Source organism: Streptomyces sp. YKOK-I1 (assembly GCF_054660435.1).
On the sequence record NZ_BAAGDR010000001.1, the window covers coordinates 8,228,733 to 8,255,420 of the forward strand.

At 70.9% G+C, this 26,688-nt stretch carries 19 protein-coding genes and 1 pseudogene; 10 read left to right on the forward strand and 10 right to left on the reverse strand.

Annotated features, from left to right (window positions below; translation table 11 throughout):
• Positions 1 to 186 precede the first annotated feature (186 nt).
• From ACYQ8Q_RS36485 to ACYQ8Q_RS36500, 4 genes are all read left to right on the forward strand, one after another.
• Positions 187 to 1,683: a cellulase family glycosylhydrolase gene (locus ACYQ8Q_RS36485; RefSeq protein WP_460070953.1), complete on the forward strand. Its 1,497-nt coding sequence runs from the start codon at positions 187 to 189 to the stop codon at positions 1,681 to 1,683.
• 93 nt (positions 1,684 to 1,776) lie between these two features.
• On the forward strand, positions 1,777 to 3,501 hold the full coding sequence (locus tag ACYQ8Q_RS36490; protein WP_460070954.1) for a glycoside hydrolase family 6 protein: 1,725 nt from the start codon (positions 1,777 to 1,779) through the stop codon (positions 3,499 to 3,501).
• A 165-nt stretch (positions 3,502 to 3,666) separates the two neighbouring features.
• Positions 3,667 to 4,653: a class I SAM-dependent methyltransferase gene (locus ACYQ8Q_RS36495; protein WP_460073633.1), complete on the forward strand. Its 987-nt coding sequence runs from the start codon at positions 3,667 to 3,669 to the stop codon at positions 4,651 to 4,653.
• A gap of 214 nt (positions 4,654 to 4,867) precedes the next feature.
• Positions 4,868 to 7,420 carry a hypothetical protein gene (locus ACYQ8Q_RS36500; protein WP_460070955.1) on the forward strand — a complete coding sequence of 851 codons (2,553 nt, stop codon included), beginning with the start codon at positions 4,868 to 4,870 and terminating at the stop codon, positions 7,418 to 7,420.
• 65 nt (positions 7,421 to 7,485) lie between these two features.
• Here the strand turns inward: ACYQ8Q_RS36500 and ACYQ8Q_RS36505 are convergent, their stop codons facing one another.
• The 3 genes from ACYQ8Q_RS36505 to ACYQ8Q_RS36515 form a co-directional block, all read right to left on the reverse strand.
• Positions 7,486 to 8,322, reverse strand: a complete 837-nt coding sequence (locus ACYQ8Q_RS36505) for an aldo/keto reductase (protein ID WP_460070956.1) — start codon at positions 8,320 to 8,322, stop codon at positions 7,486 to 7,488.
• 144 nt (positions 8,323 to 8,466) lie between these two features.
• Entirely contained in the window at positions 8,467 to 10,293 is a 1,827-nt protein-coding gene (locus ACYQ8Q_RS36510; RefSeq protein WP_460073634.1) for an AMP-dependent synthetase/ligase, read from the reverse strand.
• 453 nt (positions 10,294 to 10,746) lie between these two features.
• The gene (locus tag ACYQ8Q_RS36515) at positions 10,747 to 11,652 is read right to left on the reverse strand and encodes a LysR substrate-binding domain-containing protein (RefSeq protein ID WP_460070957.1); all 906 of its coding nucleotides are present in this window, start codon (positions 11,650 to 11,652) and stop codon (positions 10,747 to 10,749) included.
• A gap of 138 nt (positions 11,653 to 11,790) precedes the next feature.
• Here ACYQ8Q_RS36515 and ACYQ8Q_RS36520 point away from each other — a divergent pair, with 138 nt between their 5' ends.
• Entirely contained in the window at positions 11,791 to 12,807 is a 1,017-nt protein-coding gene (locus ACYQ8Q_RS36520) for a bile acid:sodium symporter family protein (RefSeq protein WP_460070958.1), read from the forward strand.
• Between the two features lie 80 nt (positions 12,808 to 12,887).
• Positions 12,888 to 13,415, forward strand: coding sequence for an isochorismatase family protein (locus ACYQ8Q_RS36525; RefSeq protein ID WP_460070959.1), 528 nt, complete (start codon positions 12,888 to 12,890; stop codon positions 13,413 to 13,415).
• 73 nt (positions 13,416 to 13,488) lie between these two features.
• Here the strand turns inward: ACYQ8Q_RS36525 and fdhD are convergent, their stop codons facing one another.
• The 5 genes and pseudogenes from fdhD to ACYQ8Q_RS36550 all read right to left on the reverse strand — a co-directional run bounded on the left by fdhD (position 13,489) and on the right by ACYQ8Q_RS36550 (position 19,931).
• On the reverse strand, positions 13,489 to 14,337 hold the full coding sequence (gene fdhD / locus ACYQ8Q_RS36530) for a formate dehydrogenase accessory sulfurtransferase FdhD (RefSeq protein ID WP_460070960.1): 849 nt from the start codon (positions 14,335 to 14,337) through the stop codon (positions 13,489 to 13,491).
• Between the two features lie 7 nt (positions 14,338 to 14,344).
• Complete coding sequence (locus tag ACYQ8Q_RS36535) at positions 14,345 to 15,205, reverse strand: 2Fe-2S iron-sulfur cluster-binding protein (RefSeq protein ID WP_460070961.1); 861 nt, start codon at positions 15,203 to 15,205, stop codon at positions 14,345 to 14,347.
• Positions 15,202 to 17,024 (reverse strand): annotated as a pseudogene (locus ACYQ8Q_RS36540) (NADH-ubiquinone oxidoreductase-F iron-sulfur binding region domain-containing protein). The gene ACYQ8Q_RS36535 and the pseudogene ACYQ8Q_RS36540 overlap by 4 nt, the downstream one beginning before the upstream one ends.
• A 5-nt stretch (positions 17,025 to 17,029) precedes the next feature.
• Positions 17,030 to 18,949, reverse strand: a complete 1,920-nt coding sequence (locus tag ACYQ8Q_RS36545) for a molybdopterin oxidoreductase family protein (RefSeq protein WP_460070962.1) — start codon at positions 18,947 to 18,949, stop codon at positions 17,030 to 17,032.
• Positions 18,950 to 18,959: 10 nt separating this feature from the next.
• The gene (locus ACYQ8Q_RS36550; protein WP_460070963.1) at positions 18,960 to 19,931 is read right to left on the reverse strand and encodes a 2-dehydropantoate 2-reductase; all 972 of its coding nucleotides are present in this window, start codon (positions 19,929 to 19,931) and stop codon (positions 18,960 to 18,962) included.
• Positions 19,932 to 20,171: 240 nt separating this feature from the next.
• Here ACYQ8Q_RS36550 and ACYQ8Q_RS36555 point away from each other — a divergent pair, with 240 nt between their 5' ends.
• The 4 genes from ACYQ8Q_RS36555 (at position 20,172) to ACYQ8Q_RS36570 (ending at position 23,684) form a co-directional block, all read left to right on the forward strand.
• On the forward strand, positions 20,172 to 21,557 hold the full coding sequence (locus ACYQ8Q_RS36555; protein ID WP_460070964.1) for an OFA family MFS transporter: 1,386 nt from the start codon (positions 20,172 to 20,174) through the stop codon (positions 21,555 to 21,557).
• Positions 21,523 to 21,666, forward strand: coding sequence for an MFS transporter small subunit (locus ACYQ8Q_RS36560; RefSeq protein WP_167738980.1), 144 nt, complete (start codon positions 21,523 to 21,525; stop codon positions 21,664 to 21,666). The genes ACYQ8Q_RS36555 and ACYQ8Q_RS36560 overlap by 35 nt, the downstream gene beginning before the upstream one ends.
• Positions 21,667 to 21,838: 172 nt before the next feature.
• Positions 21,839 to 22,786, forward strand: a complete 948-nt coding sequence (locus ACYQ8Q_RS36565) for a beta-ketoacyl-ACP synthase III (RefSeq protein WP_055633984.1) — start codon at positions 21,839 to 21,841, stop codon at positions 22,784 to 22,786.
• A gap of 220 nt (positions 22,787 to 23,006) precedes the next feature.
• The gene (locus tag ACYQ8Q_RS36570; RefSeq protein WP_460070965.1) at positions 23,007 to 23,684 is read left to right on the forward strand and encodes a GntR family transcriptional regulator; all 678 of its coding nucleotides are present in this window, start codon (positions 23,007 to 23,009) and stop codon (positions 23,682 to 23,684) included.
• A 140-nt stretch (positions 23,685 to 23,824) separates the two neighbouring features.
• Here the strand turns inward: ACYQ8Q_RS36570 and ACYQ8Q_RS36575 are convergent, their stop codons facing one another.
• Together ACYQ8Q_RS36575 and ACYQ8Q_RS36580 are read right to left on the reverse strand one after the other, a co-directional pair.
• Positions 23,825 to 25,249, reverse strand: coding sequence for an OFA family MFS transporter (locus ACYQ8Q_RS36575; protein ID WP_460070966.1), 1,425 nt, complete (start codon positions 25,247 to 25,249; stop codon positions 23,825 to 23,827).
• Positions 25,250 to 25,252: 3 nt separating this feature from the next.
• Complete coding sequence (locus tag ACYQ8Q_RS36580; protein ID WP_460070967.1) at positions 25,253 to 26,641, reverse strand: OFA family MFS transporter; 1,389 nt, start codon at positions 26,639 to 26,641, stop codon at positions 25,253 to 25,255.
• Positions 26,642 to 26,688 lie beyond the last annotated feature (47 nt).

Genomic DNA, 26,688 nt, shown 5'->3' on the forward strand with positions numbered 1-26,688 from the left:
TGGGGAAAGGGGTGAAGGCGGTCAAGGTGCTTGAAGAGTCGAAAACATTCGACGCGAGAAGTTGAGGGAAAGTCAGCGTCTCCCCTGTTCTTTGCCAGTGCTTGGCGCTAACTTCGAGACACCAGTGGGAGCGATTCCATCAGTCGACGCGTCCGTCACGACGCGCTGAGCTGCAAGGAGTCGCTCATGCGACACCCCCCTCGTTCAATCCTTTTAGCCGTCGCCGGCGCGGTCGCCCTCGGGACGGGCGTGGCCCTGCCGGTCATGACGGCCCAGGGAGCCACGCCTGCCTGCACGGTGGAGTACTCCGTCACCAGCCAGTGGGACGCCGGCTTCCAGGGCGCGGTGCGGATCACCAACAACGCGGCCGCCGTGAGCAGTTGGACCCTGACCTTCGACTTCGCGAACGGGCAGAAGGTCACCCAGGGCTGGAGCGCCAAGTGGTCCCAGTCGGGTACGGCCGTCACCGCGGCGAACGAGAGCTGGAACGGCTCGCTCGGCACCGGCGCGAGCGTCGACGCGGGCTTCATCGCGTCGAAGGGCGCGACGAACGCCGTACCCACGACGTTCCGGCTCAACGGCACCGTCTGCAACGTGGACGGCGGCTCCACCCCGACACCGACCCCGACCCCGACCGCGACGGCCACCACCCCGCCCGGCACCGGTGACGCACCGCCCCGGCTGAGCGTGTCCGGCAACAAGCTCGTGGACGCCGACGGCCGCACCCGCAGGCTGCTCGGCGTGAACCGGTCCGGCGGCGAGTTCATGTGCGTCCAGGGCCGCGGCATCTGGGACGGCCCGGTCGACGACGCGGCGGTCCAGGCGATCGCCGACTGGAACGCCAACACGGTCCGCATCCCGCTCAACGAGGAGTGCTGGCTGGGCCTGTCGAACATCAACTCCGCCTACGGCGGGGCGAACTACGTCAACGCCGTCAAGGACCTGGTGGCCCGCGTCGAGGCGCACGGCATGACCCCGGTCGTCGAACTGCACTGGACCTACGGCCAGTACACCGGCAACTCGGCCGGCTGCTCGGACGTGCACGCCAGCTGTCAGAAGCCGATGCCCGACATGCAGTACACCCCCGCGTTCTGGACGTCGGTCGCGAACACCTTCAAGGGCGACCAGGCCGTCGTGTTCGACCTGTTCAACGAGCCCTACCCGGACCGCGCCACCTCCACGACCACCCAGGCCTGGCAGTGCTGGCGGGACGGCGGCACCTGCCCCGGCATCGGGTACGAGGTCGCCGGTATGCAGGATCTCGTCGATTCCATACGGTCGACCGGCGCCCGCAATGTGATCCTCGCCGGCGGCCTCGCCTACTCCAACGACCTCAGCCAGTGGCTGACGTACAGGCCCACCGACCCGACCGGCAATCTCGCCGCCGCCTACCACGTCTACAACTTCAACTCCTGCGCGAACGAGAGCTGCTGGAACTCCACGCTGGCCCCCGTCGCCGCCCAGGTGCCGCTCGTGGCCGGCGAGATCGGGGAGAACACCTGCTCGCACACGTTCGTCGACCAGGTCATGAAGTGGTTCGACGACCGGGAGCTGTCGTACCTGGGCTGGACCTGGAACACCTGGGACTGCTCCTCGGGCCCGTCCCTGATCTCCAGCTACGACGGGACCCCCACCGCGTACGGCACCGGGCTGCGCGACCACCTGCGCGCCCTCGACGGATAGGCGCCATCAGCAGCAAGGGACGTCAGGAACGGACGGAACGAACGGAACGAACGGCACGGACAACACCCGCGACGGACAAGGAAACCCGCACTCATGAGCCGTAGCAGAACAGCGATGCTCGCCGCGCTGGCGCTGGTCGCCGGCGCCTCCGGGACGGCACTCGCGGTGGTCCCGGGCGATCCGGGCATCGCCGCCATCCCGTGCACCGTGGCCTACACCGTGCAGAACCAGTGGGACACCGGCTTCACCGCCAACGTCACCGTGACCAACAACTCGGCCGCGAAGACGAGTTGGTCGGTGAAGTGGGCGTACGCCGGCAACCAGAAGATCACCAACGGCTGGAACGCGAAGATCACCCAGTCCGGTACTGCCGTCACCGCGAACAACGAGACCTACAACGGGACGCTGCCGAACGGCGGTTCGGTCAGCTTCGGGTTCCAGGCCTCCTACAGCGGCACCAACGCGGTCCCGGCCTCGTTCACGCTCGACGGGGTCACCTGCAACGTCGACAGCGGCACCGGCACGCCCACCGATCCCGGCACCCCGACCGACCCGGGCACCCCGTCCACCAAGGTCGACAACCCCTACGCGGGCGCCAAGGTGTACGTGAACCCCGAGTGGTCGGCGAAGGCGGCGGCCGAGACGGGCGGCTCCCGGATCTCCAGCCAGCCCACCGGCGTCTGGCTCGACCGCATCGCCGCGATCAACGGCACCAGCAGCAGCATGGGCCTGCGCGCCCACCTCGACGCGGCCCTCGCCCAGAAGGGCAGCGGCGAAGAGGTCGTCCAGCTGGTCGTCTACGACCTGCCCGGCCGTGACTGCGCCGCCCTCGCCTCCAACGGCGAGCTCGGCCCGACGGAGATCGACAAGTACAAGACGCAGTTCATCGACCCGATCGCGGCGATCCTCGCGGACAGCAAGTACGCCTCGCTGCGGATCGTCACCACCATCGAGATCGACTCGCTGCCCAACCTGGTCACCAACACCGGCAGCCGGCCCACCGCCACCGCGGCCTGCGACACCATGAAGGCCAACGGCAACTACGTGAAGGGCGTGGGCTACGCGCTGAACAAGCTTGGCGACATCCCCAACGTCTACAACTACATCGACGCCGGTCACCACGGCTGGCTCGGCTGGGACGACAACTTCGCCCCGTCCGCCCAGCTCTTCTACCAGGCCGCCACCGCGGAGGGGGCGACCGTGGACGATGTGCACGGCTTCATCACCAACACGGCGAACTACAGCGCCCTGAAGGAGAACAACTTCACCATCAACGACAGCGTCAACGGCACCTCCGTACGCCAGTCGAAGTGGGTGGACTGGAACCGGTACGTCGACGAGCTGTCGTACGCGCAGGCCTTCCGCACCCAGCTGGTGTCCACCGGCTTCCGGTCGGGCATCGGCATGCTGATCGACACCTCCCGCAACGGCTGGGGCGGCACCGCACGGCCCACCGGTCCGGGCGCCACGACCAGCGTCGACACCTATGTCGACGGGGGCCGCTACGACCGCCGTATCCACGTCGGCAACTGGTGCAACCAGTCCGGCGCCGGCCTCGGCGAGCGCCCGCAGGCCGCACCGGCCGCCGGGATCGACGCGTACGTGTGGATGAAGCCGCCGGGCGAGTCCGACGGCTCCAGCTCCGCCATCGCCAACGACGAGGGCAAGGGCTTCGACCGCATGTGCGACCCGACGTACACGGGCAACGCCCGCAACGGCAACAACATGTCGGGGGCCCTGGCCAACGCCCCGCTGTCCGGGCACTGGTTCTCGGCCCAGTTCCAGCAGCTGATGCAGAACGCCTACCCGCCGCTGTAGGAACCGGCGCGGGTCCCGTCCGGCCGCTCCCGAGCCCGGGGAGCGGCCGGACGCGGCGGATTCCGGGACCGGAGGAGCGAAGTTTTTGCCGTCCCGGCAACAATCGTGGCCCTCGCGCGGTGTGCCGGAGCACTCTTGCGGCACACCGACGAGAGGCTGACCACCATGGCGCACCACCCGCACGAGCACGGCGACCACGAGCACGGCGACCACGAGCAGAGCGCGCACCGGCGGGACGCTCACGGCCACGGCGGGCACAAGCACCGTCACGGCCACGGCCCCGGGCACGGCCAAGGGCACGGCCATCACACCGACATCGACTGGGCGGAGATGGCCCCGCACCTCGTGGCCCAGGCGGAACTGTTCACCCCGCTGTACGAGCGGGCCCTGACCTGGCTCGGCAAGGAGGTGACCGAGCCGGGGCTGATCGTCGACCTGGGCAGCGGTCCGGGCGTCGTCTCGGGGCTGTTCGCCGAGACCTTCCCCGGCGCCCGGGTCCTCGCGGTCGACGGCTCCGAACCGCTGCTGGAGCAGGCCGAGGCCCGCGCCGCCCGGCTCGGGTACGCCGACCGCTTCGGCACCCTCGCCGGAGAACTCCCCGGCATCCTGGACGAGTTGGACTATCCCGCCGACCTGCTGTGGGCGGGGCGCAGTCTGCACCACCTGGGCGACCAGCGGGCCGCCCTGACCGCCTTCGCCGAGCGGCTCGCGCCCGGCGGCACGCTGGCGATCATGGAGGGGGGCCTGCCGAGCCGGTTCCTGCCGCGTGACATCGGCATCGGCCGCCCCGGCCTGGAGGCACGGCTCGACGCGCTCCAGGAGGAGTGGTTCGCACAGATGCGGGCCGACCTGCCGGGCACCGTCGAGGTGACCGAGGACTGGCCGGCCCTGCTCGGCTCCGCGGGCCTGAAGCACACGCGCAGCCGCAGCTTCCTCCTCGACCTGCCCGCCCCCGCCTCCGACCGGGCCCGCGCCTACATCGCCGACTCGCTGGGCCGGCTGCGCGAGATCTACGGCGACGTCCTCGACCCCGAGGACCGCGCCGTGCTCGACCGCCTCCTCGACCCCGCCGACCCGGCCGGCGTCCGGCGCAGGTCCGATGTGTTCGTGCTGGCCGCACACACCGTGCATACGGCGGTGAAGCCCGCGTAGTCCGGACGGCGAGCCCCCGCACACCCGCCTCCCGTCCGTCACCTCCTGCGCCGACTCCTGCGTCGTCTCCTCCCTCATCTCCTCCTTCATCTCCTCCGTCACGTCCCGTGTCGTCCATAGTGACCTGGGTCACATTTCGGCAGTAGGATGGGAGCGCGGTTCCGCTCGGACGCGGCATCCCTGACGCGGTCCGTGCGGGGAGACGGGGGCCGTCATGGACCGTTACGTCAGTCAGGACACCAGCGGCTGGACCGAGTTGCGCGTCCACGGGGTGTCGGGGACGCCACCCGAGGCCGAACTCTGCCACCCCGCCGTCGCGTTGGTGGCGGGCGACCGGCTCGCCGGCTTCTACCGGCGGATCTGGGAGCGCGCCCGCGGCGCCCCCGACGGTCCGGACTTCCGCCGCGAGGGATACTCCTGGGGAAAGCTCACCTCGGGCGACAACTCCCGTGCCCTGTGGCTGCTTCTGCTGCCCTTCATGTTCCTCAACCTCGCCTACTACATGGACCCGGACCACCGCGTCGTCGACGGCGGCACCCGGGTCGTGCCCGAACGCATGGCCGTCCAGCGGCTCCTCGCGCTCTCTCTCACCGGCACCTATGTCCTGGCCGCCACCTCCGTGTCGATGGACCTGGTCGGCTGGCAGTGCGCAGCGCACACCGGCCCAGGCCGACCGACCTGCTCCAGCGGCGGGTTCTGGCTCAACTGGCTGCACTACAGCTGGCTGGACTCCACCGGCCGGCACCTCGCCGTCGCCTCGATCGTGCCGCTCGCCCTCGTCGCCCTGCTGTGGTGGACCGCCCGCAGGACCTGGGCCACCATGGAGGCCCAGCAGGTCCCCCAGGTCAAAGGCACGGTGGACGTCCGACTGCCCCTGGAGGACCGCCGGTTGTGGAACGGCCGCGGACCCGTGCGCGAGCTGCGCGCCCTGCACGTCGCCGGCGCCCTCGCCGTCGTGGGCGTCCTGCTGCTCGCGCCGCTGCTGCCCGGCGCGGACCTCACCAGCCTGTCCCACGGCGGCACCTGGCACCCGGCGGCGGCCGTCGTCCGCAACCTCCTGCTGCTCGCCCTGCTCCTCGTCGTGGCGCTGGTCGTGGTCCAGGTCCCGCGGGTGAAGGACCGGGACCGGCCGGACCGGCCGGACCGGCCCGAACAGCACGCGACCCGCACGGACGACGACCTCGACGGCCACCGCGTCCTGCCCTGGCTCGTGACCGCGCTCGTGGCCGGTGCCCTCGCCGTGGCCTGCTGGGGCGCGGCGGACGCCGGTCCGTCCGACGCGGCCCCCGGGACCCATGCCCTGCCCTGGCAGACCGGTGCCGTGCGCTGGCTGCTCGTCGCCCAGGGCGCGCTCCTGCTGCTCCTCGCCGCCTCCCATGTCGTACGCGGAACGGCGAGGACGACACCCCCCGACCGCGACCTCCTCGACAGCCCCGACTTCCCGCGCCCGGTCTGGGGCGGCATGAGCATGGCCGGGGTCGCCCTCCTCGCCACCCTGCTGGCGACCGCCCTCGCCGCCGGCGTCACCCTCCGCGCGGCGGAGATCCTCGGCGCGCCCACGGTCCCCGGACACCCCACCGGCGACCAACGGCCCCTGCTCGTGCCGACCGCCTACTTCTGGGCGGCGGTGTGCGCGCTCGCCCTCGCCGTCGTGGCGCTGCTCCCCGCCGCCCGCGCCTGGGCGGGCATGCGCCACGGCCGCGTGGAGGCGCTGCACCACGTCAAGGAGTTCTACCCGCTCGACGACTTCGGCCGCGCACCGCTGGCACGGCGCCGGCACATCGCCGACGTATGGGCCCGCGCCCGGGGGCTCGGTCCCGCCGCCGCGGGCGGACTCGGCCTGCTGCTGCTCGCCGCCGCCGTGATCGCGGCGGCCGGAGTCGCCCTGGACCTGGCCCTGGGCACCCGGCTCGTCAGCGACGGCTCCCGCTGGCTGACCACCGCCGCCAACCTCGTCCTGACCGGCCTGGTCGCCGGACTGCTCTGGGCCGGACGCCAGGCCTACCGCAGCGCGAGCTTCCGGCGCACGATCGGCATCCTCTGGGACGTCGGCACGTTCTGGCCGCGCGCCACCCACCCCTTCGCCCCGCCCTGCTACGCCGAGCGGACCGTGCCCGACCTGCTGACCCGCCTGGAATACCTCACCGGTACGGCCGAGGAGCAGCTGGAGCACCAGGAGCGGCCACGCGGACGGGTGCTGCTGTCCTGCCATTCGCAGGGCTCCGTGATCGGGGCGGCCGTCCTGATGCAGGCGAGGACCGCGGCCGGCGTCCGCGCCGCCCTGCTGACCTACGGCTGCCCGCTGACCGGGCTGTACGCGCGGTTCTTCCCCGCCTACTTCGGCGCGGACGCCGTACACCGCCTCGGGCGGATCCTGGCCAACACGGAGGACCCCCTCCCCGCCCACGGGGGGAGTCCCGGCCTCGCCGAGGACACGCGCTGGTACAACCTGTACCGCGCCGGCGACCCCATCGGCGGGTGGGTCGTACGGGACACGGCTCCGTTGCGGCCGAGCGACCCACTGCGCCGCGGGGACCGGCAGCTGCTCGACCCGACGCAGTTGTGCAAGCAGCCCGGCGACACCTGCTACCAGCCCCCGAAGGGACACTCCGACTACTTCTCCGACCCGGCCTTCGACGTGTGCGTCCGTGATCTCGTCGCCGGCGGCACGGGTCCGCCGCCGACCGACCCGCCCTCCACCGTCGTCCCCGTGGTCCTGTCCGAGTCCGTGGACGGCGCGGCCCCGGTCACCCGGGCCCGGCTGTGAGGGCCCGGCCATGAGACGAGGGGCGCGGCCGACGGCCACGCCCCTCGTCCACGACAAGCCCGGGTTCAGCCGATGTCGAACGTCGACGGGTCCGGACCGATCCGCCGGTCCTCGTTGAGCGCGCTGATCGCCGCCAGGTCCTCGGTGTCCAGACTGAAGTCGAACACCTCGATGTTCTCCCTGATCCGCGACGGCGTCACGGACTTCGGGATCACCACGTTGCCGATCTGGAGGTGCCAGCGCAGCACCACCTGGGCCGGGGTGCGGTTGTGCTTCTGGGCGATCGCGACGATCGCCGGGACCTCCAGCAGCCCCTTGCCCTGGCCCAGCGGCGACCAGGCCTCGGTGGCGATGCCCTGCTCCGCGTGGAACTCCCGCAGCGCGTGCTGCTGGAGGTGCGGGTGCAGCTCGATCTGGTTGACCGCCGGGACGACCGCCGTCTCGCCCGTCAGCCGCTCGAGCTGCTCGACGGGGAAGTTGGAGACACCGATCGCCTTGGCCCGGCCGTCCGCGTACAGCTTCTCGAACGCCTTGTACGTGTCGACGTACTTGTCCCGGGCCGGCAGCGGCCAGTGGATGAGGTACAGATCGACGTACTCCAGGCCCAGCTTGCCGAGCGAGGTGTCGAACGCGCGCAGGGTCGCGTCGTAGCCCTGGTCGGAGTTCCAGAGCTTGGTGGTGACGAAGATGTCCTCGCGGGGCACCCCGGAGGCGGAGATCGCCTTGCCGGTGCCCTCTTCGTTGCCGTAGATCGCCGCTGTGTCGATGCTGCGGTACCCGGCCTCCAGCGCGGTGGAGACCGCCCGCTCCGCCTCGTCGTCCGGCACCTGCCAGACGCCGAAGCCCAGCTGGGGCATCTCCACGCCGTTGTTGAGGATGATCGGGGGGACCTTGCTGCTCACGAGCTCTCGATCCTTCGGTTGTCCGTCAAAGTCGTACTCCCATCGTCAACGATCACACGCCGTGATGCATTCCTGACCCCGAATCGCGAATTCGGACCCCAGGGCTTCACGTCCGATGGAGGGCTTTTCGTCCGGTACGGGGATTCATGTCCGGTACAGCGCGTCGACCTCGTTGGCGTACGCGTTCTCGATCGCCTTGCGCTTCAGCTTCAGCGACGGCGTGAGCAGCCCGTGCTCCTCCGTGAACGGCTGGGCCAGGATGCGGAAGGTGCGGATCGACTCCGCCTGCGAGACCAGCGTGTTCGCGGCCACCACCGACCGGCGCACCTCCGCCTCCAGGTCCGGGTCCCGCACCAGCTCGGCGGGCGTCATCCGCGGCTTGCCGCGCATCTGCAGCCAGTGCTCCACCGCTTCCTGGTCGAGCGTGACCAGCGCGGCGACGAACGGCCGGTCGTTGCCGACGACGATGCACTGGCCGACCAGCGGATGGTCGCGCACCCGCTCCTCCAGCAGCCCCGGCGAGACACTCTTGCCGCCCGAGGTGACGAGGATCTCCTTCTTGCGGCCGGTGATGGTGAGATAGCCGTCCTCGTCGAGGGAACCCAGGTCGCCGGTGGCCAGCCAGCCGTCGTGCAGGGTCTCGTCGGTCGCCTTGGGGTTGTTGAGATAGCCCTGGAACACATTGTCGCCGCGCAGCCAGATCTCCCCGTCGTCGGCGATGTGCACGGTCATCCCGGGGATGGGCTGCCCGACCGTGCCGTAGCGGGTGCGGCCGGGCGGGTTGGCGGTCGCGGCCGCCGTCGTCTCGGTCAGCCCGTACCCCTCGTACACCTGCACGCCCGCGCCCGCGAAGAACAGCCCCAGCCGGCGGTCCATCGCCGAACCGCCCGACATCGCGTGCCGCACCCGGCCGCCCATCGCCGCGCGCACCTTCGCGTAGACGACCTTGTCGAAGAACTGGTGCTGCATCCGCAGCCCCGCCGACGGGCCCGGCCCGATGCCCCACGCCTTCGCCTCCACCGCCTCCGCGTACGCCGTCGCCACCTCCACCGCCTTCTCGAACGGCCCCGATCTGCCCTCCCGCTCGGCCTTGCGGCGGGCCGCGTTGAAGACCTTCTCGAAGATGTACGGCACGGCCAGGAAGAAGGTCGGCCGGAACGCGGCCAGGTCCGGCAGCAGGGCCGCCGCGTGCAGCTGGGGCTGATGGCCGAAACGGACCTTGCCGCGGATCGCGGCGATCTGCACCATTCGCCCGAACACATGCGCGAGCGGCAGGAACAGCAGCGTCGCCGCCTCGTCGCCCTTGCGGGAGTGGAACACCGGCTCCCAGCGTTCGATGACCGTGTCCGCCTCGAACATGAAGTTGCCGTGCGAGATCACACAGCCCTTGGGGCGGCCCGTGGTGCCCGAGGTGTAGATCACCGTGGCGACCGAGTCCGGCGTGACCGCCTCCCGGTGCCGGTGCACCACCTCGTCCTCCACCGAGGCGCCCGCGTCGTACAGCTCCTGCACACACCCCTCGTCCAGCTGCCACAGCTGTCCGAGCCGCGGCAGCCGGTCGATGACCGTGGCGATCGTCATCGCGTGGTCCTCGTGCTCCACCACCGCGGCCGTGCACTCCGCGTCGTACAGCATCCAGAAGCACTGCTCCGCCGACGACGTGGGATACACCGGCACCACCTGCGCGCCGATCGTCCACAGCGCGTAGTCGAACAGGGTCCACTCGTAGCGGGTGCGGGACATGATCGCGACCCGGTCGCCGAACCGGACACCCCGCGCGAGCAGGCCCTTCGCGAGCGCGAGGACCTCGTCGCGGAACTCGGCCGACGTCACGTCCCGCCACTGGTCGTGCTCGTCCTTGCGGCCCAGCGCCACATGGAGCGGGTCCTCCTGGGCGTGCCGGAACACGACATCGGCCAGACCGCCGACCGGCGGCGCCAACGCCAACGGAGGGTTGGTGAACTCGCGCAAAACCAGCACCCCGCTTCTCAAGGCCGCGCAGCGCCGTGAAAGCTACCCCACGCTCGGGCGGGGCGGGAGGGGGCCGGAAAGCGAGCGATGCTCTCGTCTGGGCTGGTCAGTGCCGGAAAATGGGCTCACATGGGGAAGGGTCGGACAGAAAACTGACGGTTCAGTAAGTTTCGGTGCCGTAATCTCCACCGAATCTGCCCGCAGCGCTTACGCCGCCCGGCCCCTCCCTGCGGGGCTCCCGGACGGCGCGCCGCCTTCTCCTCGGTCAGCGCCGCGGCGGCCGATTCCGTCACTGTGGCTGTACTGGACGCTTGCGGTATGCGGTATGCGGTATGCGGTATGCGGTATGCGGTGTACGGCGAGAGGTATGCGGCATACGGCGGGCGCTGTGCCGGATACTGCGGGCGGTATGCCGCATGCGGTACGCGGACGTTCGAATGGTGTACGCACCTCTCACTCGCCCCGGCCGCCCCGCCCACCCCCACCCCCCGCCGTCGGCCGCCGTTGCAGCCGGTCCCCGCCCGTCAGGATCGCCGCCGCCAGCGCGTCCGCCGCGCCCTGGGCCGCCGCGTGCCGCCGTCCGTGCACCAGGACGAAGTCGACGCGGCCCAGTTCCGGCAGTCCCGCCCGCTCGGGGATCCGGACCAGGCCCGGTGGGACGAGGCCGCGGGAGTGCGCCATCACGCCGAGGCCGGCCCGGGCCGCGGCGATCAGCCCGTTGAGGCTGCCGCTGGTGCAGACGATCCGCCAGGCGCGCCCCTGCCGTTCGAGCGCCTCGAAGGCCAGGGCGCGGGTGATGCCCGGCGGCGGGAAGACGATGAGCGGCACCGGTCGCTCGGGGTCCAGGCGGAGCCGCTCCGCGCCGATCCACACCAGGTCGTCGTGCCAGACCACTTCGCCGCGCGGGTCCTCTGGGCGCCGTTTGGCGAGCACCAGGTCGAGCTTTCCGGCGGCGAGGTGTTCGTAGAGGGTGCCGGACAGCTCCACGGTCAGTTCGAGGTCGACCTCCGGGTGGTCGTGGCGGAAGCCTTCGAGGATCTCCGGCAGCCGGGTCAGGACGAAGTCCTCGGAGGCGCCGAAGCGGAGCCGGCCGCGTAGGCGCGTCCCGGCGAAGAAAGCGCTTGCCTGCTCGTGGACCTCCACGATCCGGCGCGCGAAGCCGAGCATCGCCTCGCCGTCCTCGGTGAGTTCCACGGAGTGCGTGTCCCGGGTGAACAGGGCCCGCCCGGTCGCGTCCTCCAGCCGCCGTACGTGCTGGCTGACGGTGGACTGACGCAGCCCGAGGCGGCGCGCGGCCTGGGTGAAGCTCAGCGTCTGGGCGACCGCGAGGAAGGTCCGCAGATGGGAGGGGTCGTACACGGTAGGCACTGTACTGGTTATCGCATACCACGATCACAGTCAGAGCGGTATGACGGATTCCCGATCACGGAACGGAAGAGGACGATGGAGAGGGGCCCTCCGGCCCCGACGCACCCCATCGAACGTACGTGGAGCACCGTGAAACGCCTGCAGTGGCCGAGCCGGATGCCGGTCGACCCCTACATCCTGCTGTTGCTCGGGACGGTCGGGCTCGCGGCACTGTTCCCGGCCCGCGGCACCGCCGCCGACGTGGCCTCCGGAGCCTCCACGGCCGCCATCGCCTTCCTCTTCTTCCTCTACGGCGCCCGCCTCTCCACCCGCGAGGCCCTCGACGGCCTCAGGCACTGGCGGCTGCACACCACCGTCCTCATCTGCACCTTCGTCGTCTTCCCGCTGCTGGGCCTCGCCGCCCGAGGCCTCGTGCCGGTCTTCCTCACCCAGCCGCTCTACCAGGGGCTGCTCTTCCTCACTCTCGTCCCCTCGACCGTCCAGTCGTCGATCGCCTTCACCTCGATCGCCCGAGGGAACGTTCCTGCCGCGATCTGCGCCGGATCCTTCTCCTCCCTGGTCGGCATCGTCGTCACGCCGCTGCTCGCCGCCGCGCTCCTCGGCAGCGGCGGAGGGGGCTTCTCCGCCGACTCGCTGGTGGAGATCGTGCTGCAGTTGCTGGTGCCGTTCGCCGCCGGACAGCTGCTGCGCCGCTGGATCGGCCCCTTCGTCGCCCGGCACAAGAAGGTCCTCGGGCTGGTCGACCGCGGCTCGATCCTCCTGGTCGTCTACACCGCGTTCAGCGAGGGCATGGTCCAGGGCATCTGGCACCAGGTGAGCCCCCTGCGCCTCGGCGGGCTGCTCGTCGTCGAGGCCGTCCTGCTCGCGGTGATGCTCGCCCTGACCTGGTACGGCGGCAAGGCGCTGCGTTTCGGCCGGGAGGACCGGATCGCCATCCAGTTCGCGGGCTCGAAGAAGTCCCTCGCCTCCGGACTGCCCATGGCGAGCGTCCTGTTCGGCGCGCACGCCTCCCTCGCCGTGCTGCCGCTGATGCTGTTCCACCAGATGCAGCTGATGGTGTGCGCGGTGATCGCCAAGCGGCGGGCGCGCGACCCGCTGGAGGAGTCGCGGCCGGACGTCGCCCAGCGGGCCTCGGCGGCCGTGTGAGACACCCGAACGCGACCGCCGTACGGGCCCGTTGATCCGGATGCCGGGCACGCATCGCTCATGACGGATAACGTTCCGTCATGACCGCACCCCTCACGCTCGCCCCCGCGCGCACCGCCCTCGTCCTCGTCGACCTGATGGACCGGATCGTCGCCCTGCCCCTGGAACCCCGCAAGGGCGCCGAAGTACTGTCCGTCGCCGCGGAGTTGGCCCATACCTTCCGCTCGGCCGGCGCCCCGGTCGTCCTCGTCCGCGTCGAACGCCCCGGCGTCGCCGAACAGCCCCCCGGCAGCGGACTCGTCCACGGGCTGCACGCCCCGGGCGACGTGGAGATCGTCAAGCGGACGATCGGCGCCTTCCAGGGCACCGGCCTGGACGAGGCGCTGCGCGCCCGGGGCGTCACCACCGTCGTGTTCGGCGGCATCGCCACCAACCTCGGCGTCGAGTCCACCGCCCGCGCCGCCGGCGACCTCGGCTACGACCTCGTCTTCGTCGAGGACGCCATGGCCGCTCTCACCGAGGCCGAGCACGAGGCGTCGGTGAAGCTGGACTTCCCGCGCCTCGGCACCGTCGTACCGGCGGCGCGGCTGCGCCTGGCGGCGGACTGAGGCGGGGCCCCCGCGGCGCAGGGGGCGCTCCCCGCCGTTCGGGGCCCCGCCGCCGTGCCGCGGGGGGACCGGGTCACCCGCGGGCGGCCGCGGTCCGCAGGGCGATGCGGTCCTCACCCGCGTACACGTTCATGGAGCTGCCCCGCAGGAAGCCCACCAGCGTCAGTCCCGTCTCCGCGGCCAGGTCCACGGCCAGCGAGGACGGCGCCGAGACCGCCGCGAGCACCGGGATGCCCGCCATCACGGCCTTCTGCGCCAGCTCGAAGGAGGCCCGCCCCGACACCAGCAGGATCGTGCGCGACAGCGGCAGGTCACCGTTCTGCAGGGCGCGCCCGACGAGCTTGTCGACCGCGTTGTGCCGGCCCACGTCCTCGCGTACGTCCAGCAGCTCGCCGTCCTCGCTGAACAGGGCCGCCGCGTGCAGCCCCCCGGTCCGGTCGAACACCCGCTGGGCCGCGCGCAGCCGGTCGGGGAGCGCCGCGAGCAGATCGGCGTCGACGCGGACCGGGGGAGTGTCGGCGATCGGCCAGCGGGCCGTCGTCCGCACCGCGTCCAGGCTGGCCTTGCCGCACAGACCGCACGACGAGGTGGTGTACACGTTCCGCTCGAGGGTGATGTCGGGGAGTGTCACCCCGGGGGACGTCTTCACGTCGACCACGTTGTAGGTGTTGGAGCCGTCGGCGGTCGCCCCGGCGCAGTAGACGATGTTCTGCAGATCGGATACGTCGGCCAGCACGCCCTCGCTGACCAGGAACCCGGCCGCCAGCGCGAAGTCGTCGCCCGGTGTGCGCATGGTGATGGCGAGCGGCTTGCCGTTCAGCCGGATCTCCATCGGTTCCTCGGCGACGAGCGTGTCCGGGCGGGTGGAGACCGCCCCGTCGCGTATGCGGAGCACCTTGCGTCGTTCGGTCACTCGTCCCATGTGGTGATCAGCCCCGGTTCTGTACGTGCTGGTAGCCGAAGCGGCCCTTGATGCAGAGATTGCCGTGGGTCACCGGGTTGTCGTGCGGCGAGGTGACCTTCACGATCTCATTGTCCTGCACGTGGAGGGTCAGATTGCAGCCCACTCCGCAGTAGGCGCACACCGTCGTCGTGCGGGTCTGCGCCGACTCGTCCCAGGTGCCCGCCTCCCGCCGGTCGTACTCGGAGCGGAACGACAGCGCCCCCGTCGGACACACCTCGATGCAGTTCCCGCAGTACACACACGCCGAATCGGTCAGCGGGGCGTCCTGCTCCACCGCGATCCGGGCGTCGAAACCCCGGCCCGTCACGGAGATCGCGAAGGTGTTCTGCCACTGGTCCCCGCAGGCGTCGACGCACTTGTAGCAGAGGATGCACTTGTCGTAGTCGCGGACGTAGAGGTCGTTGTCGATCTTCGGCTCTTCGTTCAGCCGGGCCGCGTCCGGGCCGAAACGGTCGGGCTTCGCGTCGTACTCCTTGATCCACTCCGCGGCCCGGGGGGTCGTGGACAGGTCGACCGAGGAGGCCAGCAGCTCCAGGACGATCTTCCGGCTGTGCCGCGCCCGCTCGGTGTCCGTCCGCACCACCATCCCCGGCTCCGCCCGGCGCGAGCAGGCCGGCACCAGCGTGCGCGCCCCCTCGACCTCGACGACGCACACCCGGCACGCGTTCTTCGGCCGCAGTGTGTCGCCCTCGCACAGGGTCGGCACGTCCTTCCCGGCCGCCCGGCAGGCGTCGAGGACCGTCGCCCCCTCCGGAACCCGGACCTGCGTCCCGTCGAGCGTGAACTCCAGCAGCCGACGCGGTATCCCCAGCGGTGTCACGGTCATGCGTACGCCCCCAGACGGTCGATGGCGGATTCCACGGCGTTCCACGCGGTCTGCCCCAGACCGCAGATCGAGGCGTCCCGCATCGCCCGCCCCACCTCCCTGAGCAGGGCGATGTCGTCGGCCGCCGCCGCACCCGCACGGTCGGCGATCCGGCGCAGCGCCTCCTCCTGGCGCACGGTCCCCACCCGGCACGGCACGCACTGCCCACAGGACTCGTCGCGGAAGAACTCCGCGATGCGCAGCAGCAGACGGGGCAGTGGCACGGTGTCGTCGAACGCCATGACCACCCCCGAGCCGAGGGTCGTGCCCGCCTCACGGGTGCCCTCGAAGGTGAGCGGGATACCGAGCTCGTCGGGCCGTACGAACCCGCCGGCCGCACCGCCGAGCAGCACGGCCCGCAGCCCGGGCCGCACCCCCGCCCGCTCCAGCAGCTCGCCCAGCGTCGCGCCGAAGGGCAGCTCGTACACCCCGGGGCGCTCGACGCTCCCCGACACGCAGTACAGCTTGGGGCCGGTGGAGCGTGCCGTGCCGATCGCCGCGTACGCTGGTGCGCCCATCGTCAGGATCGGCAGGACGTTGACGAGCGTCTCCACGTTGTTCTCGACCGTCGGCTTGCCGAACAGGCCCTTCTCCACCGGGAACGGCGGCTTCGACCGCGGCTCGCCCCGGAAGCCCTCGATCGAGTTGAACAGGGCGGTCTCCTCGCCGCAGATGTAGGCGCCGGCGCCGCGCCGGATCTCGATGTCGAAGGCGAAGCCCTGGCCGAGGACGTCGTCGCCGAGCAGCCCGCGGGCCCGCGCCTGGTCGACGGCATACTGCATACGGTGTATCGCCCGCGGATACTCGCCCCGCAGATACAGGTATCCGGTATGCGCGCCGATCGCATACGCCGCGATCGTCATCGCCTCCACCAGCGCGTACGGATCGCCCTCCATGATCACGCGGTCCTTGAAGGTGCCCGGCTCGGATTCGTCGGCGTTGCACACCAGGTGGTGCGGACGGTCCGGCTGGGACGCCGTGGCCTGCCACTTGCGGCCCGTGGGGAACGCGGCCCCGCCCCGGCCGACCAGCCCGGAGTCGGTGACCTCACGGATGACCCCGGCGGGGCCGAGCGCGAACGCCCGCCGCAGGGCCGCGTATCCGCCGTGCGCCCGGTAGTCGTCCAGCGACGACGGATCGACCACCCCGACCCGGCGCAGCAGCGTCAGCGACGGATCGCCGGCCTGCGGGACCGCCAGCGCCGCCGACGGCTCCTGCGGCGCCGAGTCGGGCGCGGTCGCGGCGAGTACGGCCGCCTCGACGGCCGACGGCGCCGACACCGCCGTACGCACCGGATCGCCCGCCCTGATCGCGAGGGCGGCCGGGGCGCGTTCACACAGGCCGAGGCAGGGACTGCGCTCCACGGCCACCCCGCTGCCCGGGCCGAGCCGGGCCTCGACGCCAGCGCACAGACCGGCCGCGCCGGCCGCCGTGCAGGCGAGGTCCGTGCACACGTGCAGCACGGTCGCCGGACGGGGCCGTACCGAGAACATCGCGTAGAACGTGGCGACGCCGTACGCCTCCGCCGGCGGCACGGTCAGCCGCCGGCACAGGTAGTCGAGGGCGCCCTCGCTGATCCAGCCGACGCGGTCGTTGAGGGCGTGCAGCCCCGGCAGCAGCAGGTCACGGCGGTCGCGGGCCTCGCGGCCGCCGCGCGCCCAGCGAGGTCGGCGTCCGTGCGGTCGGCGCCCTCCCACGACGACCGCGGAGGGCCGAGCAGGGCGTCCACGGCCGCCCGTTCCTCGTCGGTGGGCTTGCTGTCACCGAAGTGCAGGTCCACGTGCGTCACCTCACAGTGATCGGGGCGGGCAGCTTCTCGATCCGGATCGCCGACGCCTTGAACTCCGCCGTTCCCGCGATCGGGCAGTTCGCCTCGATCGTGAGCTGGTTGGTGTCCACCTCGTCGGGAAAGTGCATCGTCATGAACGCGAGCCCGGGCCGCAGCGCGGTGTCGATCCACACCGGCGCCACGACCGTGCCGCGCCGCGAGGTGACCCGCACCTGCTCGCCGACCACGACCCCGTACCGCTCGGCGTCCTCCGGACACAGCTCGACGAACTCGCCGCGCCGCAGCGGGGAGGCGAAACTCCCGCTCTGCACACCGGTGTTGTAGGAGTCCAGTCGCCGTCCGGTGGTCAGCCGGATCGGGTACCGCTCGTCGGTCAGATCGACGGGAGGGTCGTGCCGCACGATCCCGAACGGCGCTCGCCTGCCTCGCCGTTGCGGATCGGCCTCCCACAACCGGCCGTGCAGGTAAGTGGGTTCGAGGCGCTCGGTGCTCGGGCACGGCCACTGGATGCCCTGGTGCTCCTCCAGCCGGGTGTACGTCATGCCGTGGTGGTCGGGGGAGAGGGACCGGAGTTCGTTCCACACGGCCTCGGCGTCGGCGTACTTCCAGTCGTGGCCGAGCCGCGCCGCGAGGTCGCAGATGATGTCGATGTCCTCGCGCGCCTCACCGGGCGGGGTGACCGCGCGGCGCACCCGCTGCACCCGCCGCTCGCTGTTGGTGGTCGTGCCGTCGGTCTCCGCCCAGCCGGCGGTCGCGGGCAGCACGACGTCCGCCAACTCGGCCGTCCTGGTGAGGAAGATGTCCTGCACGACGAGGAAGTCCAGCTGCCGCATGCGCCGTACGGCCTGCTCGCTGTCGGCCTCCGACTGCGCCGGGTTCTCGCCGATGCAGTACACGGCCCTCAGCGTCCCCTCCTCCATCGCCTCGAACATCTCCGTCAGGTTCATCCCGTAGTGCGGCTGGATGACGGTGTCCCACGACGACTCGAACTTCAGCCGGGCCGCGGGGTCGAGGATGTCCTGGAAACCGGGCAGCCGGTTGGGGATGGCGCCCATGTCGCCGCCGCCCTGCACGTTGTTCTGACCGCGCAACGGCTGCAACCCGGCTCCGTAGCGCCCGATCTGACCGGTCAACAGAGAAAGATTGATCAGCGCGCGCACATTGTCGGTGCCGTTGTGGTGCTCGGTGATGCCGAGGGTCCAGCACAGCTGGGCGCGCTCGGCACGGGCGTAGGCGTGCGCCAACTCCCGGATGGCGGCGGCCGGGACGCCCGTCACCTTCTCGGCCAGCGACAGCGTCCAGGGCTCGACGAGCGCCCGGTACTCCTCGAAGCCGGAGGTCGCCCGCTCGATGAACGTCTCGTTGGCCAGGCCCGCCCGGATGATCTCGCGGCCGATCGCGTGCGCCATCGGGATGTCCGTGCCGACGTTGAGGCCGAGCCAGCTCTCCGCCCACTCGGCGGTGGAGGTGCGGCGCGGGTCCACCGCGTACATCCGGGCGCCGTTCCTGATCCCCTTCAGCACGTGCTGGAAGAAGATCGGGTGCGCGAAACGGGCGTTGGAGCCCCACATCACGATGAGGTCGGTGTGCTCGATCTCCTCGTACGACGACGTCCCGCCGCCCGAGCCGAAGGCCGCCGACAGCCCCGCGACGCTCGGCGCGTGACAGGTGCGGTTGCACGAGTCGACGTTGTTGGTGCCCATCACCACCCGGGCGAACTTCTGCGCCACGAAGTTCATCTCGTTGGTGGCCCGGGCGCAGGAGAACATGCCGAACGCCCCCCGGTTGCGCCCGAGTCCACGACTCGCGCGGTCGAGCGCCTCCTCCCAGCTCGCGGGTCGGAAGGGCTCGTCGCGGGAGTCGCGCACCAGCGGGTGGGTGAGCCGGGTGTAGGTCTTCGACGGCCGCTTCCTCATACGTCACTCCTCATGCGGCGCTCCTGATCGCGAGCAGGTCCGAGATGGCGTGCACGGTGCGCAGGGTGGGCACGTCGACGCCGGTGATCTCCGCCAACTCGACGACGGCCGCGAGCAGTACGTCGAGTTCGAGCGGCTTGCCGCGCTCCAGGTCCTGGAGCGTGGAGGTGCGGTGGTCGCCGACCCGCTCCGCGCCCGCGAGCCGGCGTTCGATGGAGACGCCCACCTCACAGCCGAGGGCCTCGGCGACGGACAGCGTCTCGCGCATCATCGTCTCGATGACCCGGCGGGTGCCGCCGTGCAGGCACATCTGCCGCATGGTGGCGCGGGCGAGCGCGCTGATCGGGTTGAAGGAGATGTTGCCCAGCAGCTTCAGCCAGATGTCGTTGCGCAGATCCGGCTCCACCGGGCACTTCAGGCCGCCCGCCGCCATCGCCTCGCTGAAGCGGGAGCACCGGCCCGAGACACTGCGGTCGGGCTCGCCGACCGAGAACCGGGTGCCCTCCAAGTGCCGTACGACGCCCGGCGCTTCGAGTTCGGTGGCCGCGTACACCACGCAGCCGACGGCCCGTTCGGGCGCGAGCACCGCACTGACCGCGCCACCGGGGTCCACACTCTCCACACGGTGACCGTCGTAGGGGCCGCCGTGCCGGTGGAAGTACCACCAGGGGATGCCGTTCTGGGCGGCGATCACCGCCGTGGTGCCGTGCAGCAGAGGCTCGATCAGCGGCCCGCACGCCGCGTACGAGTGGGCCTTCAGCCCCAGGAACACGAAGTCGGCCGGGCCGATCTCGGCCGGGTCGTCGGTGGCGTGGGCGCGGGCGGTGAAGTCGCCGCGCGGACTGTGCACCCGCACTCCGTCCCGCCTCATGGCCGCCAGATGCGGTCCACGGGCGACGAGATGCACATCGGCGCCCGCGCGATGGAGCGCTGCACCGACGTAGGCGCCGATCGCACCGGCGCCGAGGACTGCGACTTTCATGGTGAGGGAGCTCCGTTCGGTCGAGGGTACCGAGGAACTGCCGAACACTGTCGACTGAATATTGTCTACAGTATGGTGGTTACGGCGGCAAGGGTCCGCGCACGGGTCCGCGCCACCACCGGTCGCGCCGCGGGGAAACCGGCCGGTCCGACCGTTCGGCGCAGGCTGCATACCGTTCACCGCATACGGTCGACGCGCCGCCTTCTCAACACCCTTGATCCTTCCTACCGTTCGGGATTCATGAGTCCCCCTGTCGCACCGCCCGGCTGGAGCCGCTGGCTCGTGCCCCCGGCCGCCCTCTCGGTCCACCTCTCCATCGGCCAGGCCTACGCCTGGTCCGTCTTCAAGCCCCCGCTGGAGTCCGCGCTCGGCCTCAGCGGCACCCAGAGCGCACTGCCCTTCCAGCTCGCCATCGTCATGCTCGGTCTGTCCGCCGCGTTCGGCGGCACGCTCGTCGAGCGCAACGGGCCGCGCTGGGCGATGACGGTCGCCCTGGTCTGCTTCTCCTCGGGCTTCCTGATCTCCGCGCTCGGCGCCGCCACCGAGCAGTACTGGCTGATCGTCCTCGGCTACGGCTTCGTCGGCGGCATCGGCCTGGGCATCGGCTACATCTCGCCGGTCTCCACCCTGATCAAGTGGTTCCCCGACCGGCCCGGCATGGCCACCGGCATCGCCATCATGGGCTTCGGCGGCGGCGCGCTCATCGCCTCGCCCTGGTCGGCGCAGATGCTGGAGTCGTTCGGCGCGGACCACTCCGGGATCGCGCTCGCGTTCCTCGTCCACGGAATATCGTATGCAGTCTTCATGACCCTCGGTGTGCTCCTCGTCCGCGTGCCCCGCACCGTCCAGGCGGTCCCCGACGGGACGAGCGACGGGACGAGCGACGGGACGAACGACGAGACGAGCGACGGGACGAGTGGTGTCACGGGCGTGCAGGTCTCGGCCCGCTCCGCGGTGCGCACCCCGCAGTTCTGGTGCCTGTGGGTCGTCCTGTGCATGAACGTGACCGCCGGCATCGGCATCCTGGAGAAGGCCGCCCCGATGATCACGGACTTCTTCGCCGACACCTCCACCCCGGTGACCGTGACGGCCGCCGCCGGGTTCGTCGCCCTGCTGTCCTCGGCCAACATGGCCGGCCGCATCGGCTGGTCGTCCACCTCCGACCTGATCGGCCGCAAGAACATCTACCGCCTCTACCTGGGCGTCGGCGCCTTCATGTACGCGTTGATCGCGCTGTTCGGCGACTCCTCCAAGCCGCTGTTCATCCTCTCCGCCCTGGTGATCCTCTCCTTCTACGGCGGCGGCTTCGCGACGATCCCCGCCTACCTCAAGGACCTCTTCGGCACCTACCAGGTCGGGGCGATCCACGGCCGGCTCCTCACCGCCTGGTCCACGGCCGGCGTCCTCGGACCGCTGATCGTCAACTGGATCGCCGACCGCCAGGAGGAGGCAGGCAAGCACGGCGCGGACCTCTACTCCCTGTCCCTGTTCATCATGATCGGGCTGCTCGCCGTCGGCTTCGTCGCCAACGAGCTGGTCCGCCCCGTCGCCGCCCGCCACCACGTGCCCGCCCCGCCGAAGGAGGCCGCCGATGTCACAGCCCGACAGCAGCCCGAGTCCGCCTGAGCCGGACCGCCGGCCGCTCATCGCGCTCGCCTGGCTGTGGGTGGGCGCCCCGCTCGCCTACGGACTGTACGAGCTGGTGCAGAAGGCGGCGAAACTGTTCACCGGGTAGCCGTTCAGGCTGCTCATGGGCAGGTGTTCGGGAAGTGCGCGGGCGTCCGGGGGTTAGAGGGAAGCCGACAACCCCGGCGCCCGTTTCCTGTCGCAACACCTGTCCCCGTACCCGCGAGTCACTGATCAGACTGGTGGATCCCGCTACCCAAGGCAACGAGGGGGACCCCCACATGAACGGCTCGCGCATCGCCGCCGTCGGCCACTACCAGCCCGCCAAGGTGCTCACCAACGAGGAACTGGCGGGCATGGTCGACACCAGTGACGAGTGGATCAGGAGCCGGGTGGGCATCCACACCCGCCACATCGCCGGCCCCGACGAGCCCGTGGACGAGCTCGCCGCGCACGCCGCGGCCAAGGCGCTCGCCGCCGCCGGCCTCGCCCCCGCCGACATCGACCTGGTGCTGGTCGCCACCTCCACCGCCGTCGACCGCTCGCCCAACATGGCCGCCCGGGTCGCCGCCCGCCTCGGCATCCCGCGCCCGGCCGCCATGGACGTCAACGTCGTGTGCGCCGGCTTCACCCACGCCCTGGCGACCGGCGACCACACCGTCCGCGCGGGCGCCGCGACCCGCGCCCTGGTCATCGGCGCCGACAAGATGTCCGAGGTCACGGACTGGTCCGACCGCACGACCTGCGTCCTCGTCGGCGACGGAGCGGGCGCCGCGGTCGTCGAGGCCTGTCCCGACGGCGTCGAGCCCGGGATCTCGCCCGTGCTGTGGGGGTCGGTGCCCGAGATGGGGCACGCGGTGCGGATCGAGGGCCAGCCGGCGCGGTTCGCCCAGGAAGGGCAGAGCGTCTACCGGTGGGCCACCACCCAGCTGCCGCCGCTCGCCCGCCAGGCCTGCGAACGCGCCGGACTGCGCCCCGAGGATCTCGCCGCCGTCGTGCTGCACCAGGCGAACCTGCGGATCATCGAGCCGCTCGCCCAGAAGATCGGCGCCGTCAACGCGGTGGTCGCCCGCGATGTCACCGCTTCGGGGAACACCTCCGCCGCCAGCATCCCGCTCGCCTTCTCCAAGCTGGTCGAGCAGGGCGCGATCTCCACCGGGGATCCGGTGCTGCTGTTCGGCTTCGGAGGCAACCTGTCGTACGCCGGACAGGTCGTACGCTGCCCGTGAACGGCCCGCCGGAGGCGGTGTGACGCGTCCGACGGCCCGGAGGGCTGGCCACAGTGCGCCGTAGACTGTAGACGAAAGACAATCGATACTCGGCTGTAGACAGTACGCAGTACACAGTGGACAGCCGACTCCATACAGTCTGACTCCATACGTCTTTCGCATGCGTGGCTACTCCGGCCGGCCGTTGCTGCCCGGCGCTGCCCAGGAGGGGAACCGACCGATGTTGTCGACAGGACTGCCGCAGGGCGCGGTGCCCAAGCTCGAACGGCCAGGCCCGCTGCGCGACCGCGTCTACGAGGCGCTGCTCGAGCTCATCACCACCCGGGCCCTCCAGCCGGGTCAGCACCTCGTCGAGAGCGAGCTGGCGAACCACCTCGGCGTCTCGCGCCAGCCCGTCCGTGAGGCGCTGCAACGGCTCAACACCGAGGGCTGGGTGGACCTCAGGCCCGCGCAGGGCGCGTTCGTGCACGAGCCGACCGAGGAGGAGGCCGACCAGCTCCTCACGGTCCGCACGCTGCTGGAGGCCGAGGCGGCCCGCCTCGCGGCCGCGCGGGCGAAGACGTACGACGTCGACGCCCTGGACGAGATCCTGGCCCTCGGTCTGCAGGCCGTGGCCGACGACGACGTGGACGCCGCCGTCGCCCTCAACGCCCGGTTCCACGCCAAGATCATGGAGCTGGCGGGCAACGCGGTCCTGGCCGAGCTGGCGGCCCAGGTCGACCGGCGGGTGCGCTGGTACTACACGCCGGTCGCCCGGCAGCGCGGCGAGCAGTCCTGGATCGAGCACCGTGATCTGATCACCGCGATCCTCAACCGCGACGAACAGCTCGCCACCCGGCTGATGCGGGAGCACACGGAGCACACCCGGCGCTCTTACCACGCCCGCGCCAAGTCCTGAACCTTCCCCGGGGGTGCAGGGCCTGGCGGTCCTGCACCCCCGGGGTTCCCGGCGTACCTGACGGCTCCTCGAAAACCGACGTGGGCACGCCGATCAGGGCCCGCCACGTCGTGGTGGGGGCCCCGATCCGGTACGCCCGTCTAGGCGGTGGCGCCGCTCGCGCGTGCTCCCTTCCCGCCGACCGGTCCCCGCGCCGTGGCCCCCGGCTGCCGCAGCAGCAGGGCGATGCCCGCCGCCGCCATGGAGACACCGCCCGCCAGGGCGTACGCGCCGTCGTAGCCCCAGGCCGCGACCACCAGCGAGCCCAGCCCGCCGCCGAACAGGCCGCTGACGAGCTTGCCGCTGTACACCAGGCCGTACGTGGTGGCGTTGTAGTTCTCGCCGAAGTAGTCCGGGGTGAGCGCGGCGAACAGCGGGTAGAACGCGCCGCCGCCGAAGCCGGAGAGGAAGGCGAAGAACAGGAACAGCCCCTCGCTTTGGACGTCACCGGCCCAGATCACACCGAACTGCGCGAGCCCCAGCACGACGATGACGAACACCAGGGTGGACCTGCGGCCCCAGCGATCCGACAGCCAGCCCACGACCCCGCGGCCCACACCGTTGACGACCGCCATGACGCCCATCGAGGAGGCCGCGACCAGGGGGCCGAATCCGACGTCCTTGGCGTAGTCGACCTGGAAGGAGATCCCGAAGACGGACACCCCGGCCGTCAACACGATCGAGACCCACATCAGGGGCAGCACCCCGGTCCGGATCGCCTCCTTCGGCGTGAACTGCCGTACCGCGGGAGGGTTCTTGGCCAGGATCATCGCGCTTGTGCCGTTACCGGCGGCGTACGTCAGCGGATCGATGTCGGCCGGCCACCAGTTCTTCGGCGGATCCTTGAAGAACAACGCGCACCCGAACACCACGATCATGATGTAACAGCCGATCAGATCGAGGACCCGGTGGTAATTGGCCGTGTCGAAGCCGTAGTTGAAGATGAAGATGAACGGCAGCGAGCCGTACGCGAAGCCGCCGTTGACGAAGCCGGTACGGGCGCCGCGCCGTTCCGGGAACCACTTGCCGACCATGTTGATGCAGGTCGCGTAGACCAGTCCGGCGCCGAGGCCGCCGATCACCCCGAACCCGAGGATCGCCATCAGCACATCGCTCAGGTGCGACAGTGCGAGGAATCCGATCAGGCACATACCGGATCCCGTATACATCGCGCCGCGCGCCGACAGGATCCCGCGCTCCCGCAGCCAGCCCGCCGGAAACGCGACCCCCGCCTGGAAAAACACCCAGACGCTGAGGATCCAGAAGGTGTTCGACTGCGTCCAGCCGTGCGCGTGGGACAGGGTGTCCTCCGCGGAGCCGTACGCGTACTCGAAGACGCTGATCGCCATCATGGCGATCCACGGCAGATAGATCATGAGCTTGCGGGAGTGCCCGAGGAGGTCCCGGTCGCTCTCGCCGATGCGGTACACGCGGCCGCGCGCGTCGGACACTTCCCGGTAGGGAAGCCCTTCGCGGGCGCCGGAGTCGGTCGACGAGCCGTTCGCCTGTATGCGATCCGCCGTCATTGTCTACGCCATCTCCTCGCCGAGCGGTTGCGGGTTGGGGACGATGCTCCGGGCCTTCGGTGTGTTCGGGGACTTCAGGAACAGCGCCAGGACCGCCGAGGCCAGCCCGATGGAACCCGCGAGCACGAACGCGCCCTCGTAGTCCCACGCGTCGACGACGAGCGCGCCCACCCCGGAGCCGACGAGTCCCGAGATCAGCTTCGAGCTGTAGACCATGCCGTAGTTGCTGGCGTTGTTGTTCTCGCCGAAGTAGTCGGCCGTCATGGCCGCGAACAGCGGGAAGATCGCCCCGCCGCCGAAGCCGGAGACCATCGAGCAGAACAGGAAGAACGGCATGCTGCCCATCTGGCCCGACACCAGCACACCGAACTGCGCGGTGCCCAGCACGAGGCACACGATGATCAGCGTGTTGCGGCGGCCGTACCGGTCGGAGATCCAGCCGATCACCCCGCGGCCGGTGCCGTTGACGATCGCCTTCAGGGACATCGCGGTGGCCACGATCCCGCCCGCGAACCCCATGTCCTTGCCGAACGGCACCTGGAAGGCGATACCGAAGATGTTGATGCCGGCCGTGCACAGCAGACAGAACCACATCATCCACAGCACGGGGGTGCGCGCGGCCTCCCTCGGGGTGTACTGCCGGGCCGCCGGCGGGTTCTTGGCCAGCGCCCGGCGGATCTTCGGGTCGTCGGTCACCTTCAGCGGATCGACCTGCGCGGGCCACCAGTTCTTCGGCGGATCCCGGAAGAACCAGCCCGCCGTGGCCACCACCAGACACAGCCCGACGCCCACCGACGCCAGCACGCCCCGGTAGTTGCCGAGGTCCATGTACGAGGTGAACAGGAACACGAACGGCACCGACCCGTAGGCGAAGCCGCCGTTGACGAAGCCGGTCTTGCCGCCCTTGCGCTCCGGATACCACTTGCCGACCATGTTCACGCAGGTCGCGTACACCAGACCGGCGCCGATACCGCTGCACATGCCGAAGCCGAAGTAGGCGACGAGCACGTTCGGCGCGTACGCCAGCGAGAGATAGCCCAGCAGCGTCCCGACCGCGCCGATCAGCATCGCCGTACGGGCGGGCAGCCTGCCGCTCTCCCGCAGCTGCCCGGCCGGGAAGGCCACGGCCGCCTGGAAGAACACCCAGACGCCCATCAGCCAGAAGATGTGCCCGCTGCTCCACAGATGCGCCTCGTGGAGCGTGTCCTCCGCCGACGTGAACGCGTACTCGGCGGAGCTGATGCCCATCATGCCCACCCAGGGCAGGATGACCATCCACTTGCGTGTGCGGCCCATGATGTCGACGTCGGACTCGCCGATCCGGTACACGCGGCCGTTGCGGTCCGTCACCTCCCGGTAGGGGAGGGACATCGAGTAGTCGGTTGTTGTCATGTCGCTCAGCACCCCTTGCGTCGAAAGTTCTGGCCAGCGCCCCCTGT